This is a genomic window from Kitasatospora sp. NPDC033851 (assembly GCF_055576085.1).
Genome location: NZ_JBVIRL010000008.1, coordinates 262748 through 276746, shown reverse-complemented (window position 1 = coordinate 276746; position 13999 = coordinate 262748). Strand labels below are relative to the sequence as shown.

The 13999-nt window shown below is 71.9% G+C and carries 17 protein-coding genes and 1 other RNA gene; 6 read left to right on the top strand and 12 right to left on the bottom strand.

Annotation, left to right across the window (positions count from 1 at the left end; genetic code table 11):
• Window positions 1-8 precede the first annotated feature (8 nt).
• Window positions 9-236 (bottom strand): hypothetical protein, encoded by a 228-nt coding sequence (locus ACZ51D_RS18480; RefSeq protein WP_360492677.1) that lies wholly within the window; start codon window positions 234-236, stop codon window positions 9-11.
• 119 nt (window positions 237-355) lie between these two features.
• Between ACZ51D_RS18480 and map the strand changes: the two genes are divergently transcribed.
• A complete protein-coding gene (map, locus tag ACZ51D_RS18475) occupies window positions 356-1201 on the top strand; it encodes a type I methionyl aminopeptidase (protein WP_360492680.1) in 846 nt (281 codons plus the stop codon).
• 323 nt (window positions 1202-1524) lie between these two features.
• On the opposite strand, the gene ACZ51D_RS18470 is transcribed toward map, so the two are convergent.
• Window positions 1525-2226 carry a bifunctional DNA primase/polymerase gene (locus ACZ51D_RS18470; RefSeq protein ID WP_360492683.1) on the bottom strand — a complete coding sequence of 234 codons (702 nt, stop codon included), beginning with the start codon at window positions 2224-2226 and terminating at the stop codon, window positions 1525-1527.
• Window positions 2227-2699: 473 nt separating this feature from the next.
• On the opposite strand from ACZ51D_RS18470, the gene ACZ51D_RS18465 reads away from it, so the two are divergent.
• On the top strand, window positions 2700-2930 hold the full coding sequence (locus tag ACZ51D_RS18465) for a hypothetical protein (protein ID WP_465621648.1): 231 nt from the start codon (window positions 2700-2702) through the stop codon (window positions 2928-2930).
• 55 nt (window positions 2931-2985) lie between these two features.
• Window positions 2986-3186, top strand: a complete 201-nt coding sequence (locus ACZ51D_RS18460; RefSeq protein WP_465621649.1) for a hypothetical protein — start codon at window positions 2986-2988, stop codon at window positions 3184-3186.
• Between the two features lie 67 nt (window positions 3187-3253).
• Here ACZ51D_RS18460 and ACZ51D_RS18455 read toward each other — a convergent pair whose 3' ends face one another.
• A complete protein-coding gene (locus ACZ51D_RS18455) occupies window positions 3254-3931 on the bottom strand; it encodes a PadR family transcriptional regulator (RefSeq protein ID WP_396287791.1) in 678 nt (225 codons plus the stop codon).
• 202 nt (window positions 3932-4133) lie between these two features.
• Here ACZ51D_RS18455 and ACZ51D_RS18450 point away from each other — a divergent pair, with 202 nt between their 5' ends.
• Together ACZ51D_RS18450 and ACZ51D_RS18445 are read left to right on the top strand one after the other, a co-directional pair.
• Window positions 4134-4526, top strand: coding sequence for an ACT domain-containing protein (locus ACZ51D_RS18450; RefSeq protein WP_360492694.1), 393 nt, complete (start codon window positions 4134-4136; stop codon window positions 4524-4526).
• Between the two features lie 124 nt (window positions 4527-4650).
• Window positions 4651-4908, top strand: coding sequence for a Prokaryotic metallothionein (locus tag ACZ51D_RS18445; RefSeq protein ID WP_360492696.1), 258 nt, complete (start codon window positions 4651-4653; stop codon window positions 4906-4908).
• A gap of 363 nt (window positions 4909-5271) precedes the next feature.
• Here ACZ51D_RS18445 and ACZ51D_RS18440 read toward each other — a convergent pair whose 3' ends face one another.
• The 4 genes from ACZ51D_RS18440 to ACZ51D_RS18425 form a co-directional block, all read right to left on the bottom strand.
• The gene (locus ACZ51D_RS18440; protein WP_465662830.1) at window positions 5272-6117 is read right to left on the bottom strand and encodes a GNAT family N-acetyltransferase; all 846 of its coding nucleotides are present in this window, start codon (window positions 6115-6117) and stop codon (window positions 5272-5274) included.
• A 96-nt stretch (window positions 6118-6213) separates the two neighbouring features.
• Entirely contained in the window at window positions 6214-6411 is a 198-nt protein-coding gene (locus tag ACZ51D_RS18435; protein WP_465623616.1) for a hypothetical protein, read from the bottom strand.
• A 1-nt stretch (window position 6412) separates the two neighbouring features.
• Window positions 6413-7531, bottom strand: coding sequence for a radical SAM protein (locus ACZ51D_RS18430; RefSeq protein WP_465662828.1), 1119 nt, complete (start codon window positions 7529-7531; stop codon window positions 6413-6415).
• A 78-nt stretch (window positions 7532-7609) separates the two neighbouring features.
• Window positions 7610-8074 carry an ATP-binding protein gene (locus tag ACZ51D_RS18425; RefSeq protein WP_465662826.1) on the bottom strand — a complete coding sequence of 155 codons (465 nt, stop codon included), beginning with the start codon at window positions 8072-8074 and terminating at the stop codon, window positions 7610-7612.
• Between the two features lie 203 nt (window positions 8075-8277).
• Between ACZ51D_RS18425 and ACZ51D_RS18420 the strand changes: the two genes are divergently transcribed.
• Window positions 8278-9540 (top strand): transcriptional regulator, encoded by a 1263-nt coding sequence (locus ACZ51D_RS18420; protein WP_465662825.1) that lies wholly within the window; start codon window positions 8278-8280, stop codon window positions 9538-9540.
• 195 nt (window positions 9541-9735) lie between these two features.
• Here ACZ51D_RS18420 and rnpB read toward each other — a convergent pair.
• The 5 genes from rnpB to ACZ51D_RS18395 form a co-directional block, all read right to left on the bottom strand.
• An RNA gene (gene rnpB / locus ACZ51D_RS18415) (RNase P RNA component class A) lies at window positions 9736-10133 on the bottom strand.
• A 13-nt stretch (window positions 10134-10146) separates the two neighbouring features.
• Window positions 10147-11652 (bottom strand): MFS transporter, encoded by a 1506-nt coding sequence (locus ACZ51D_RS18410; protein ID WP_360492699.1) that lies wholly within the window; start codon window positions 11650-11652, stop codon window positions 10147-10149.
• A 73-nt stretch (window positions 11653-11725) separates the two neighbouring features.
• Window positions 11726-13222 carry an RNB domain-containing ribonuclease gene (locus tag ACZ51D_RS18405; protein WP_465662821.1) on the bottom strand — a complete coding sequence of 499 codons (1497 nt, stop codon included), beginning with the start codon at window positions 13220-13222 and terminating at the stop codon, window positions 11726-11728.
• A gap of 41 nt (window positions 13223-13263) precedes the next feature.
• Entirely contained in the window at window positions 13264-13644 is a 381-nt protein-coding gene (locus ACZ51D_RS18400; RefSeq protein WP_465662819.1) for a type II toxin-antitoxin system death-on-curing family toxin, read from the bottom strand.
• Window positions 13641-13979 (bottom strand): hypothetical protein, encoded by a 339-nt coding sequence (locus ACZ51D_RS18395; RefSeq protein ID WP_360492707.1) that lies wholly within the window; start codon window positions 13977-13979, stop codon window positions 13641-13643. Before ACZ51D_RS18395 ends, ACZ51D_RS18400 begins: the two co-directional genes overlap by 4 nt.
• Between the last annotated feature and the right edge of the window lie 20 nt (window positions 13980-13999).

Here is a 13999-nt window from a genome sequence, read left to right as displayed (position 1 = left end):
GTGTCGGCCTACTCGGCCCCGTCCTTCGGCTTGTCGGTCCACCGCGGGTCGTTGCGCCACTCCCGGTTGCGCTCGTCCGCGATCTGCAGCGCCTGAGCGGCCTCCGCAGGGCTGTCGTACGGCCCCAGGCGGTCCTTGGCCGGGCACTCCGGGCCCTCCTCGACCTTGGCGTGCTTGATGCAGTAGAACCACTCGCCGGGCTTCCCGGTCGGCTTGCGGTGGAATCCGAGGGGCATGGTGTTCTCCCGTTCAGTCGGTCGGCGTTCACAGCTGGGGTCGATACCGATCATTCCCCGGCCCGGGGGGCTCCGCACACCGCCCGTCCGGCCGGGGCCCGGCGACTAGACTCGCGGCCATGGCTCTCGTACCCGGCATCCAGTCCCCCACCCGCAAGGTCCCGGCACACATCGCGCGCCCCGAGTACGTCGGGCGGCCCGCCCCGACGCCGTACACCGGGCCCGAGGTGCAGACCGCCGAGACGATCGAGAAGATGCGGATCGCGGGCGGGATCGCGGCCCGGGCGATGGAGGAGGCGGCCAAGCTGATCGCCCCCGGCGTCACCACGGACGCGCTGGACGCCGTCGCCCACGCGTACATGTGCGACCACGGCGCCTACCCGTCCGACCTCGGCTACCGGGGCTTCCCCAAGTCGGTGTGCACCTCGATCAACGAGGTGATCTGCCACGGCATCCCGGACTCGACCGTGCTGCAGGACGGCGACATCATCAACATCGACGCCACCGCGTACATCCACGGGGTGCACGGCGACCTCAACGCCACCTACCTGGTCGGCGACGTGGACGAGGAGTCCCGGCTGCTGGTCGAGCGCACCCGGGAATCCCTCAACCGGGCGATCAAGGCGGTCAAGCCGGGCCGTCAGATCAACGTCATCGGCCGGGTCATCGAGTCCTACGCCAAGCGCTTCGACTACGGCGTGGTGCGGGACTTCACCGGACACGGCATCAACACGTCGTTCCACTCCGGCCTGATCATCCCGCACTACGACAGCGAGCGGGCCACCGAGGTGATCAAGCCGGGCATGACCTTCACCATCGAGCCGATGCTGACCCTGGGCACCTACGACTACGAGATGTGGCCGGACGGCTGGACGGTCGTCACCAAGGACCGCAAGCGGACCGCCCAGTTCGAGCACACCCTGGTGGTCACGGCGGACGGCGCGGAGATCCTCACCCTGCCGTGACCCCGCGTCGGGGCAGCCGCCCCGAGCCCCTTCGGCCCGGAGGCGAGCGGGCGAGCCCCCGCCCCGAGCCGAAGGGGCGCGCCGGCGCCGAAAGGAAGAAGCGAAGAGGCCCCGACGAACGAGGGGTCTTGGAGCGCCGACCGTCGGCACCGGGTCAGAGCGCCCCGGAGGCGAGCGGGCGAGCCCCCGCCCCGAGCCGAAGGGGCGCGCCGGCGCCGAAAGGAAGAAGCGAAGAGGCCCCGAGGAACGAGGGGTCTTGGAGCGCCGACCGTCGGCACCGGGTCAGAGCGCCCCGGAGGCGAGCGGGCGAGTCACAGCGCCCGTCAGCCGATGAGCCACTGCTCCTCGGCGACGGCGCCCACCTCGGTGCAGGCGTCGGTCAGCACGTCCAGGACGCGCAGCGGGTCCGGCAGTGGCTGCTCGGGCCCGCGCAGCCACCGCACCTGGGAGCCGTCCGGCAGTGCGGCCGGCGGGAGCAGGGTGTACGAGCCGCGGCAGTGCCAGCGCAGGCCGGGGTGTTCGGACATGGTGTCCGGGGTGGAGTCGAGCGCGCTCGGCCACCACTCGTCCTCGTCCTGCGGGGTGCCGCGGGTGGCGGTGAAGAACAGGTAGCGGTCCTCGCCGACGGCGGCGACCGGGCCTTCGACGCCCGCCGCGGTGAGTCGTTCCAGCGCCAGCCGTCCGGCCTCGGCCGGGACGTCCAGGACGTCGTGCACCCGGCCGGTGGCGGTGATGAAGTTGGCCTGCGGGTCGCGGGCGAGCCAGCGGGAGAGCTGTTCGGGGTCGGTGGTGGCCTGGGTCTGCCAGGCGAAGGAGACCGGGTGCTGGGCCGGGGCCGGACAGGCCACCCGGTCACAGGAACAGCGGTAGCCGGCCGGGTGGGCGGCCGGGGCGAGCGGGAATCCGGCGCGTGCCGCGCCGAGCAGTTGATCGAGTCCTACGGCCGGGCCGTCCGGGTCCCCCGCCCGAGCCCGCTGACGCTCACGCTTCTGCCACCAGGTCGTCCACCTGCCGCCGGCTTCCATCGGGCCCCTTCCGCGCAACTGCCGTGCCTGGTGCGGCACAGCGTTCGACGTACCACTCGACGCAACGCACGGCGCCCCCCGCTGCTTCCCGGGGGTGCTCGACCTTGCCGTCCGCGCCCTGTCGACCGCGGCCCGGGGTCACCGGACGGCCGACGCCCGGGTCACGGTACGAAGTCGCGGCAGCACGCTGTCCGCGCCGGATCGGCCGGAGAGCACGCGGATTCGCGCCTCGCCCGGCCCGTACGGGGCCCGCTGACCCGGGTGAACCCCGAGGGCGTACAGGAAAGGATAGGGGTGCGCGGGCCCTCCGGATGACCGGGGGCGGTGCCTCTCCGGTCACACTCCCGCACGCACCCCGGGCACACTCCCGGCACTCCGCCCTCACGAGGCCTCCCGTTCCCCCTCCCACCGGGGTGTTCCCGGTCACCTCGGGGGGACCCCGGTCACCCGCGCGGAGGTGAGACCCTGGAGGGGTGAAGAGCGCGGACACCGCATTCGTCGGCGGCCCCCTGGACGGGAAGATCCTCCCGATCCCGCTGGGGCCGATGCTCGGCGTGCCCAAGAAGTACAAGGTCCCGGTCCCCGCGCACGGTGGGGTCGCCGCGCGCACACTGGTGTACGTCCGGGCCAAGCAGGTTCGGGGCCTGAGCTGGTTCTGGCGTTACGAGTACGACGAGGCGGCCTCCGCCAAGGCTTCCGGCTGACGGAGCCTCCGGCCGGCGGGCCGCCCGCTCCCCATCGCCTTCCCGGGAGGTCGGCATGGCCAGGACGGTACGACACCCGCGCAGTGACTCCCGGGCGGCGGTCGCGCACCACAACCGGCAGGTCGCCGGGGTCACCGGGGTGCTGCTGCTGGCGGTGAGCCTCTACACGGTGACGATCGGGCCCAACGGCTGGCTCTGGTTCGGTTGGGCGGTGCTGCTGCTGGTCTGCGTGGCCCTGTTCGTGGTCCGCCCGTAGGCAGCTCGTGGTCCGCCCGTGAGCAGCGGCACCGCCCGTCACGCCGGCCCGGTTCCCCCCGCGCCGGTCAGTCATCCTCGGCGAGGATGAGGTACAGCTTCTTGCGGGCCTCGGTCAGTACGGCGAGGCCCTTGGCGCGCTGCGCCTCGGTGCCGGTCCGCATGACCTGCTGGACCGCCTGGTCGACCGCGGCGAGCGCCTGGCCGACCTCCTGGACGGCCTCCCAGTCGACCTCCCGGCCGGCTTCCGCCCACGGCTCCGCCGGTCCGGCCTCGGCCACGGCCCGGCCCGAATCGGTGAGCGAGACCAGCCGCTTGCCGCCGACCTCCTCGGCGGTGATCAGGCCCTCCTCCTCCAGCAGCTGGAGGTTGGGGTAGATCGAGCCCGGGCTGGGCCGCCAGGCCCCGCCGGTCCGCTCGGTGATCTCGGCGATCATCTCGTAGCCGTGCATCGGCCGTTCCTTGAGCAGCGCGAGCAGCGAGGCGCGGACGTCGCCGCGTCGCGCCCGGCCGCCACGCCGCCCGTGCGGGCCGCCCCGCCGGCCGCCGTGTCCGCCGAAGCCGTGCCCGAAGGGGCCGCCCATCGGCCGCCCGGGGCCGCCGCCGCCGAACGGCGGACCGAACCCGCCGAACGCCTCCCGGCCTTCGAAGCCCTCCCCGGGCATCTCCCGGAACTCGGGCCCCGGCCCACGCCGGCGACCGCCGCCGCGCGGGCCCTCTCCACGAAATCGCATTCCTGAGCGCATGGCGCCCACCTCCTGGTTCGCCGAAACAGTCGAGTTACTGTCTCGATAGTTCGACGATATATCGGTGACTGTCGCTCGTCAACGACTGGCCGATAGCCCGCCGACAGTTCCCCCGACGATTCCCCGACAGCCCCTTGCGCCGTTCCCGACACGGCCGCCACGCCCCGGGCGCGTCCACCACCCAGCCGCTACGGTGGCGGGCATGGCCGGAGAACGAGATCTTGCGACGCTGCTGCGCGGAATGCGCCCGCAGCTCAACCCGGGGCGGTACGTCTACTGCACGCTCCCCGCGAAGGTGCCCGCAGGCATGCGGCCGGTGGTGACCGTCGCCGAGCCCGAGGGGGTGACGGTGGTGGTCACCCAGGAGGAGGCGGACGCGCTCGGGCTGCGCTACGAGTACGTGGCGGCCTGGATCACCCTGCAGATCCACTCGGCCCTGGAGGCCGTCGGCCTGACCGCGGCCGTGGCCGGGCGGCTCGCCGAGGACGGGATCAGCTGCAACGTGGTGGCCGGCTTCCACCACGACCACCTGTTCGTCGCCGCCGACGACGCGGAACGCGCCGTCCAGGCCCTGACGGAGCTCGCCGAACGCTAGAGCCCTTCCTGGGACTCCCGCCGTCCGCCCGACAGTCCCGCCGGGTGGCCGCCACCGACCGGGCCTTCGACACTGGGAACAGCCGCCCCGCCGGGGACGGCCCCACCGGAAGGAGACGGCCGCCATGGCCATCTGCGTGACCTGCGGCAACGACTACTGGCTGGCCTTCGAGATCAAGACGGTCACCGGCGACACCTACACGTTCGACAGCTTCGAGTGCGCGATGGAGAAGCTCGCGCCGCGCTGCGAGCACTGCAACGTCCGGATCGTGGGCCACGGCGTCGAAGTGGCCGGGATGTTCTTCTGCTGCGCCAACTGCGCCCGGGTCAACGGCGGCCTCGGCGAGCAGATCCGCGACGCCGTGGGCGCGCATCCCGCGTAGTCGCGGGGCGTTCCCGCCCAGGAGGCGGGCCCCTCGAAGGGGCGGGGAGCGGGCGGAAGAGTCGGCCTGTACGCCGGGAACAGTCTCTTTACGAGCAGCAACCTACGGAAACGTCGTTCCCGGCGGTCCGATCGCCCACGTGATCGCCACACCTTCGGCGACCGCCACTCACTTGGCCTCTTCAGCGTCATCCTCGAACTGCAGCGGGGACCTGGACGTCTGCGGTCTCATCAAAGAGGACGGCTTCGAGCGCCTTCCGGTTTTGCGCTGCAGCGTCAAGGCAGGGTGAGACCCGACTGTTCTGCTCGGACGGAGGCAACCTGCAACTTCTCCAGCGGCTCCTCGGCCGTCGTGAGGGTCTCGTCAGACGGTGGTGGTGCAGACGAATCCGAGGTCGGCCAGGCCCTCGCTCTGGCACAGCCGGTCGGATGCGCCTCCGGCAGCTGTCTGCAAGAGCTGGTAGTCGGCGCCGTGCGCCTTGCCCCAGTGCATCGCCGCGCGCCACAGGAGCCGCCCGAGGCCGAGGCTGCGGTATTCCGGCAGAACACCGAAGTACTGCGGGAGGAGTCGTCGCCTGCCGATGGGGTCGGCCATGGTCTCCATGGGGCCGATTGCGCCTACTACGCGCTCGTCCTGGACAGCGACCAGCACGGGGCCGACGCTGTCGATTCGGGAGTGCAGGAACACGAAGCCCTCGCCGGCCAGCTTCTCGGCGAACTCGGGGAAGGTGGTCCGGATGGCTTCCGGCTGTTGGCCGAGGTCCTCGATCCCGTCGACGGCTGGTGCGGCCTGGTCGAAGGTACGCAGCTGTACGCGGGTAGTGGCGGCCACTGGGTCGGCGGCGTCCTGGAACCACACCACACGGGCTTTAGGCGCGTCGCGCCCGGCGGCGAGCTTGGCGGCCAACTCCTCGGCCTCCTGCCGGTGCTCGCGGGCGCCGTAGAGATGAACGCGCAGAATGCCGCGACCGCTGATGGTGGGGATCAGCGTGCGGGCCTGGTCCTGAACGACGGCATCCACCAGGACATGCTCGTCCTTGTGGTCGGACCACCGCCGGTCCTTGTCGTGTGGCAGGAATTCTCCGGTGCCAGCGACGGCGAACACGTCGGCCAGAAGTTCAGCGGAAACAGCTTCGGGGTGGAGCGGCCCGAGCGTCGGAAAATATGGGACGCACATCACGGGGCGCAGCAAGTCCCAGCGCAGATCCATACCCGCACCCTACTCGCCAGCCCCGCACGGCTCAGGCCCCGACGCGGAGAGCGCCGGGGCCTGAGCGTTACTGATCAGGTGCGATCAGCAGGTGGTTCAGTGGGGGTTGTCGTCGCCCGCGTTGCACGAGCACTTCACGCTGTCCATGACCTCGTCCAGGTCGCCGACGGCGATGATCTCGGTGACGGGCGGGGTCGGGGCCGCGATCGGCCGCGTGAGGTACGGCAGGCGCTGGGCCGGGCCGTCGTCCGGGAACGGACGCCTCGGGGAGAATTCGACAGCTACAGCGGTCATGTCACCCTGCTTTCTTGATCCCGTGCTGGCAGTAACTTGCGAGTGGTGCCTTCGCCTCCTGGTAGTGCTTGGCCAGCGGCCGGCACACGGTGCACGCGCCGGAGAGCTGGCAGCCGGAGCATCCACCGGTGCGAAGCATGAGGCGGTCGGCGATGGCGCCGAGCCGGGCGAGGCCGTTGATCCCCTCGGCGGGGAGGCTGATCTGGTCGTCACGGCCGATCTTGCAGATGGACACCAGCCCGTGTGGGTCGGTGTGGAAGAAGTTGTGTCCGGCGTTGCAGCCGCCGAACGGCTTGCGCATCCGCAGGTGCTCCTTGGACTGCGCGGTCAGCGACTCCGCCCCGCCGTAGATCGTCGGGGTCATGTTGGTGAAGACGTTGTACTCCAGCCCCCAGCCTTCACACAGGTCGATCATCGCCTGTTCCTCGGTGGCGTTGTCCTCGGTGACGATGATGCTCATCCGCAGCGGCAGCTTGGCCCGGCGGCCGGCATTCATGCCCTGGATGAACAGGTCCCAGGCGCCCTGCCGCTGGGTCAGCTCGTCGTAGCTGGCCTTGGTCGCCCCGTACATCGACACCGTGACCCGGTAGGGCGGGCACTCGCGGAACATCTCCAGCAGGTTCTCCCGCCACAGCAACGAGGCATTGGTGGAGACGGTGATCATCATGCCCAGCTCGAACGCGCGGCGATACGAGGGCATGAAGTCCCGGTCCACGGTGGGCTCGCCCCCGGTGATCTGGAGCCAGAGGACACCGGCCTCGGCCATGATGCCCAGGCAGGTGAGCTTGTCCGCGAGCGGCATGCCCGAGTTGACCTTGAGCCCGAGATAGCAGTGCTTGCACTTGTAGTTGCGGCCGAGGTTGATCTCCCAACTGGCCCGCGAATAGCCCCAGGCGGAGGGCTCGCGGACCAGCAGGACGTCACCCGCAGGACGACCGGTCAGGTCCAGGTCGGCCCACTGGGCGCGCACCGCGTCCGCGAGCCACGAGGGAGCGGCCTGAGCGGGGTTGTGGGCGCGCAGATCCTCGTAGCTGGCCTGCGGGAGCCGGAGACCACCCCGGCCACCGGGGCGCACCAACAGGTATTCGTCCAGGAACGGACTGGCGATCAGGTCATGCACGTGTTCCCTCCTTCGCTGAGCGGTATTCGGTAGCTGTGATGCCGTGCTGGCCCACCTGCCGCAGTGCGTTTGGTGGGGTCAACCGATCTCGGCCCAAACCCATTTGCCGAATGGGGCTTCGTCGACGCCCCAGCGGTTGGCGGTGCTGTCGACGAGGCCCATGCCGCGCCCGGACGTCTCGGTGAGCCCGGTCTTGATGACCACGGGCAGGGTGCGTGACGAATCGCGGACCGCCAGTCGAAGCCGGTCACCGTCCAGGCCGAGTGCGACACACAGCCGGGTGCAACCGGTATGCCGGGCTGCGTTGCCGACCAGTTCCGAGACGATCAGCCGAGCATCTTCCAGCAGATCGAGACGGCCCCAATCGGTCAGCTTCTCCTGGACCAGGCGTCGGGCACTCCTCGCCGACTCGGGGGCGCAGGGCATGTGCCGCATGCAGCGGCGGCGCTGCATGGCGGGCGCGTCAAGTGCGGTGGCCACCAAGGCGGTGTCGGCCTGGGTCGGGCCGTGCTTTGTGCGCAGCAGCGTCATCCTCGTCGTCACGGCGGCCTCCGGTAGTCAGGGGCCGCCCGGCGCTCTTCCATGGAGCCGAGGGGGATCGGTGATTCCTCGCGCCGGGCGGCTGTTAGTTATTGAACGGCGCGGGCATGCCGTAGGAGAGGGGCCACGAAGGGGTGCATTTTCCAGCAGGGGCCGCCAGCGGGGCCAGAATTGATGCTCTGTCAGCTTCGATCGAGAGGCCACTTGTGAGCAGTGTCAGCCCGGACGGGATCGGCCGACTGCTGCGGGAGATCCGCGAGGCGTATCCGAAGAAGACACGCGCCGAGCAGGCAGAGTTAGTCGCCGCCGCAAGTGGCGAGTGGTGCGATTGGGAGACCATCAAGCGGTGGGAAACCGAGAAGCGAATTCCGCAGAAACCCTCGTACCAGGGGATCGCCGACGCCTACGGTCTGACCGTGGGCCAGGTGGCCGAGGCCGCCGCCGCCTCCCGGCGGTACCGGAGTGAGCGCAGCACGAAGGGCAACAGCGTGGACAGGCGGAAGTTCATTGGAGCAGGGATAGGAGCAGCCACCGGCCTCGTCGCGCTGCCCGGCATCGCACAGGCCCACGAGGGGATCACCGCAGCGCTCAGGCCATCCGGAGAGGGTGATCTCGCCTACCTGGAGTCGGCGTTCGAGCGGCACCGGGGCGGCTACCGTGGCCGGGCACCGGAGGCGGTGCTGGCCGAGATGATGGGTGATCTCGATCTGCTGGGAGAGGTGCTGAACCGACCTCACCCGGCGCGCACCCGTGAGGACCTCGCCCGGACGGCGGCAGGCATCGCGGGCTTGGTGGCCATCGTCCAGCACGACCGCGGTGACCAGCGCGACGCCTACCGCTGGTTCGGCACCGCCGAGCAGGCCGCGCGGGAGTCCGGTGATCAGCGGATGATCGCGTGGGTGCTGGCCCGGCGCGCCATGGTCCCGCTCAACTACGGCGCTCCTGGGGCGGCCGCTCGGATCGCCGAGCAGGCCCGGCGGGAGGCGGGGAACGGCCCGACGGCGGCCGGAGCGCTCGCTGCGGCCGTCACCGCGAGGGCTCTGGCAGCCTCCGGCGACCTCGAAGGGGCCCGGCGGGCGGTGGACGACACGCGGAATCTGGCGGAGCGCCTGGACGGCGCCGAGGCGGCCGACACCTGGTTCGGCTACCCCGAGCAGAAGCACCACCTGCACCTGTCGCAGGCGTACACACTGCTGGGCGACACGGGCAGCGCTTTCCAGGCACAGGAGGACGCCCTGGCGCTCACGGACTCTCCGTCGGTAATGGCGCGAGCCCTCCTGGCAGTGGACACCGCCGCATGCCTCCGCGTCGACGGCGACCCGACCGGTGCGGCCGAGATGGCGTCCGGGGTGTGGGAGCGGCTGCCGGCCGCCTACCGTGAGGGTCTGATCCGATCCCGCACCGAGACGCTGCATCGCCAGCTCACCGGTCGGCCGTACGCGCTGCTCGGGGAGGCGCTGGCCAGCTAGCTACAACGAGGTCACCGGGGGCTCTTGGACGGCTGCTTCGACCGTTCCCGCCGCCACACGATCGCCCACACAGCACCCAGAAACACAGGCCGCAATAGGCACGAAGAGTCAGCAAGCGGCTACAGCTCTTCGAGACATGAAAAGGCCCCCTGACCTGTGAAGTTGCAGATCAGGGGGCCCTTCTCAAACCGGCGACGGAAGAGTCGGCCTGTACGCCGGGTTCTGTCTCCCGGGTTGCTTGCGCGGCCCGGGGAGGCGGCCATCCATCTAGGGCTGCCGTTGCCGACAGCCTCGTGCGGTCTACCCGCGGACTCGGGCGAGCAGCCTTCAATCGTCCGCGCACGGCGCCCGAGGGCGCCGATCCTGACCTTGCTCCAGGTGGGGTTTACCTAGCCGGCCGGGTCACCCCGGTCGCTGGTGGTCTCTTACACCACCGTTTCACCCTTACCCACCACGAAAGCGGTGGGCGGTCTGTTTTCTGTGGCACTGTCCCGCGGGTCACCCCGGGTGGGCGTTACCCACCACCCTGCTCTGTGGAGCCCGGACGTTCCTCGGCGGGTCTGGTGACCCGTCGCGACCGCCCGGCCGACTCTTCCGCCGTAGTGGTCATCGTAGCCGCTCGGGCGGCGCCTCCCGTACATCGGACCGGACGGCCGGGGGCTCGCCGCCGAGGCGTGCGGCCACCCGGGCGGCCGTCGCGCTCGCCCAGGCGGTGGTGGTGGCCAGGCCGAGGAGGAGGATCGCGCCGCCGAGGCCGACCAGGATCCACCAGCCGGCGTGGCTGGCCGGGGCGAAGCCGGTCGCGACCGGGCCGACCACGGCCGAGGTGACGACCGTGCCGATCACCGCGACGCCCAGGGACTGGCCGATCTGACGGCTGGTCGAGGCGACCGCGGCCGCCACGCCCGCCTGGGCGCGCGGCATGCCGGAGACGGCGGCGTTGGTGATCGGCGCGTTGACCATGCCGAAGCCGAAGCCGAACAGCGCGTAGGCGACCAGCAGCAGCGCCGCCGGGGAGTCGGCGGAGAGCCGGGTGAGCAGCACCCCGCTCGCGGCGAGGCCGAGCCCGGCCGCGACCAGCGGCAGCCGCGGGCCCCGGCTGCCGACGATCCGTCCGGACAGCGGCGCGCAGACCAGCATCAGCCCGGCCATCGGCAGCGTCCACAGGCCGGCCTCGACCGGGCCGTAGTGCCGGACGTTCTGCAGGTAGAGGGTGTTGAGGAAGAGGAAGCCGCCGAGGGCGGCGAAGGCGCAGACCGCGGTGACGGTCGCCCCGGCGAACGGCGCGCTGGCGAAGAACCGCGGGTCCACCAGCGGCTCGGCCACCCGCCGCTCCCACAGCGGGAAGGCGACCAGCGCGGCCACGGCGGCCGCGGCGAGCGCGAGGATCAGCGGGGAGGTCCAGCCGTTGCCCGGGCCCTCGATGATCGCGGCGGTGCCGCAGCCGAGCAGCACGACCATCAGCAGCTGCCCCACCGGGTCGAGTCGGCGCGGCCGGGGCGAGCGGGACTCCGGGACGTAGCGGGCCGTCAGCACGATGGCGGCCAGCGCGACCGGGACGTTGATCAGGAAGATCGACGGCCAGCCCGCGCCGTCCACCAGGAAGCCGCCGAGCAGCGGGCCGAGCGCCATCGAGATCCCGACCACGCCGCCCCAGACGCCGATCGCCTGGGCCCGCTCCTTCGGATCGGTGAAGGTGTTGGTGATGATCGACATCGCCACCGGGTTGAGCATCGAGCCGCCCACCGCCTGCAGCGCCCGGAACGCCACCAGCCACTCCAGGCTCGGCGCCAGGCTGCACAGCAGCGAGCCGAGCGCGAAGCACACCAGCCCGGTCTGGAACACCCGGCGGCGGCCGAACCGGTCGGCCACCGAGCCGAACAGCATCAGCAGCGAGGCCAGCACCAGGGTGTAGGCGTCGATGATCCACTGCAGCCCGGACGCCGGGGCGTTCAGGTCCCGCTGGATCGCGGGCAGGGCGATGTTCACCACCGTGTTGTCCAGGCCCACGATGAACAGGCTCAGACAGCAGATCGCCAGGACGAGCAGACGGCGGCGGCGCCCGGACGCGGGCGCGGGCGCGAGGGTGGAGGACTGGGGGGCATCAAGCACGCACCGATCCTCCCACCCCGACCCGGGGGCGGGGTGGCGGGACGGACCGTACGGGTGGCGGACAACAACCCGGTCATACCGCTGCGAAGCGGACGGTCCGGGTGGTCGGGTCGGCCTTCGTCAGCCGGACGTCGATCACCCGGCCGAGCGGCAGCCGGCCGACGGCGCCGTGCGGGCCCTCGGCTGTGCCCGGGCCCGCCTCCGCGCCCGGGGCGTCGCAGCGGGCCCGGACGGCGGGGTCACGCAGCTGCACGGTGCCGACGGCGGGCCGCTTCTCGTCCACGTCGATGACCACCGCGGAGAAGTCCTCGCCCTCCCGGCCCGCCAGCAGCTCCGCCTCCACCAGGTCCACGCAGGCGCGTTCGACCTCGCCCGCGCGGCGGTCCCCGCTCGCCATCAGCGCCGGCACGGACGGCAGCGCCTCTCGCGTCCACTCCGGCACGTCCTCCCCCGCTGCCACCGCCGCGCACACCTCCTGCGCGAAGCGGTCGCCGAGCCGGCGCAGCGGCGCGGTGCAGTGCGCGTACGGGGCGGCGAGCGCGGCGTGGCCCGGCTCGGCGGGCGCGGGCAGGCCGCGGGACTCGTCGAAGGCGTGGTAGCCGGCGCCGCGCAGCAGGCTCGTACAGGCGTTCAGGAAGGCGGCGTTCAGCGGCACGTCCTGGTCCAGGGAGCGGATCAGCTCCGGGTACGGGAGCGCCTGCGGCCAGTCCACGTCCAGCGCGGCGGCGATCCGGCGCAGCCGCTCGTACCCGGCGGCGGGCGCGGCGGGCAGGGTGCGCAGCAGGCCGACGCCCGCGTCCAGCATCAGCTCGGCCGCAGCCATGCCGGTGAGCAGCGAGATCTGGGCGTTCCAGCCGTCGGCGGGGCCGGGCGCGCGGTAGCCGAGGACGTAGCCGTGCAGGGTCTCCTCGACCTCCTGTTCGGGCACCGGCAGGCTGATCCCGCCCCGGGCGCGTTCCTGTTCCTCGCGCAGCCGGCCGACGGTGGCGAGCAGGGCGAGCTGCTCGTCGGCTCCGCCGAGGTCCACCGCGCGCTCGACGGCGGCGTAGTCCAGGCGGCGGTGCGAGCGGACCAGGGCGCGGCGCAGGTCGGCGAGGACGACGGCGCCGTCGGCGTCCAGGTCCAGTTGCCAGAGCAGGGCGGGCCGGGGCTCGCCGGGCAGCAGGCTGGCGGCGTCCTCGGAGATCCGGGTGGGGTGCAGGGGGATCCGGTGGTCGGGGAAGTAGAGCGTCTCGACCCGGCGACGGGCCTCGGCGTCGATCGCGCCGCCGGGGCGCACGAAGGCGGAGACGTCGGCGATCGCGTAGTACACCCGGTAGCCGCCGCCGGCGCGGTGGGTGAGGTGCATGGCCTGGTCGAGGTCGCGGGAGCCGGGCGGGTCGACGGTGAACAGCGGCAGGTCGGTGGCGTCGTACTCGGGCAGCCGGGGGCGCTCGGCCGCCTCCTCCGCCTCGGCCAGCACCGCCTCCGGCCACTCGGTGTGGATCTCCAGGCGGGTGCGGAGTTCGGTCAGCTCGGTGTTGATCCGGGCGGAGTCGGCGGCCTTGACGCGCAGTTTTCGGCGAGGCATGGAGGCAGCGTAGGGCGAATCGGGTGATTCCGGACGGAGGCTCAGCGTCCCAGCAGGGACTTCAGGTCCTTCGCCGCGAGCGCGACCGCGTCGTCGTACCCGCCGGTGGCCAGCCGCAGCATGAACGCCACGGCGTCGTCCGGGTGCGGGTCCGTGTACGGCTCGCCGTTGTAGTCCAGGAACAGCAGCATCGCCTCGAAGGCGGTGCGCTTGTTGCGGTCGATCAGGGGGTGGTTGCGGGCCAGGCTCTGCCCGAGGGCGGCCGCCTTGGACCACAGGTCCGGGTAGGCGTCGCCGCCGAACAGGCTCGCCTGGGGACGGGCGATCGCCGAGAGCAGGCCGCCGAGGTCGCGAATGTTCTCCGGACCGCCGGCGAGGTAGGTGACGTCCTCCGGGTCCAGGTACTCGGTGTGCGTCGTCACAGGTCCCTGAGCCTCTCCAGCGTCTCCGCGTTGGCGGCGCGGATCCGGGCCACCATGGCCGCCCGGCGCTCGTCCTTGCTCGGCCGGGCCTGCTCGGTGAGCGCCTCCGGCACCTCGGACTGGCGGACCTCGAAGGCCAGCTCGGCGGTGTCCGACCCGCCCGGCGCCTCCGTCACCCGCACCCGCCCGGCCATCACCGCCTGCGCCGTCGCCCGCAGCGCGAACTCCAGCGCCCGCCGCGTCTCCTCCGGCAGGCCCGCGGGCAGCCGCACGGACAGGGACTCCTCCACGGCATCGCCGTCGTCGGGTACCAGGTCCAGGGGTCGCAGGGTCATCTCGATCACTCTCCTCGCTG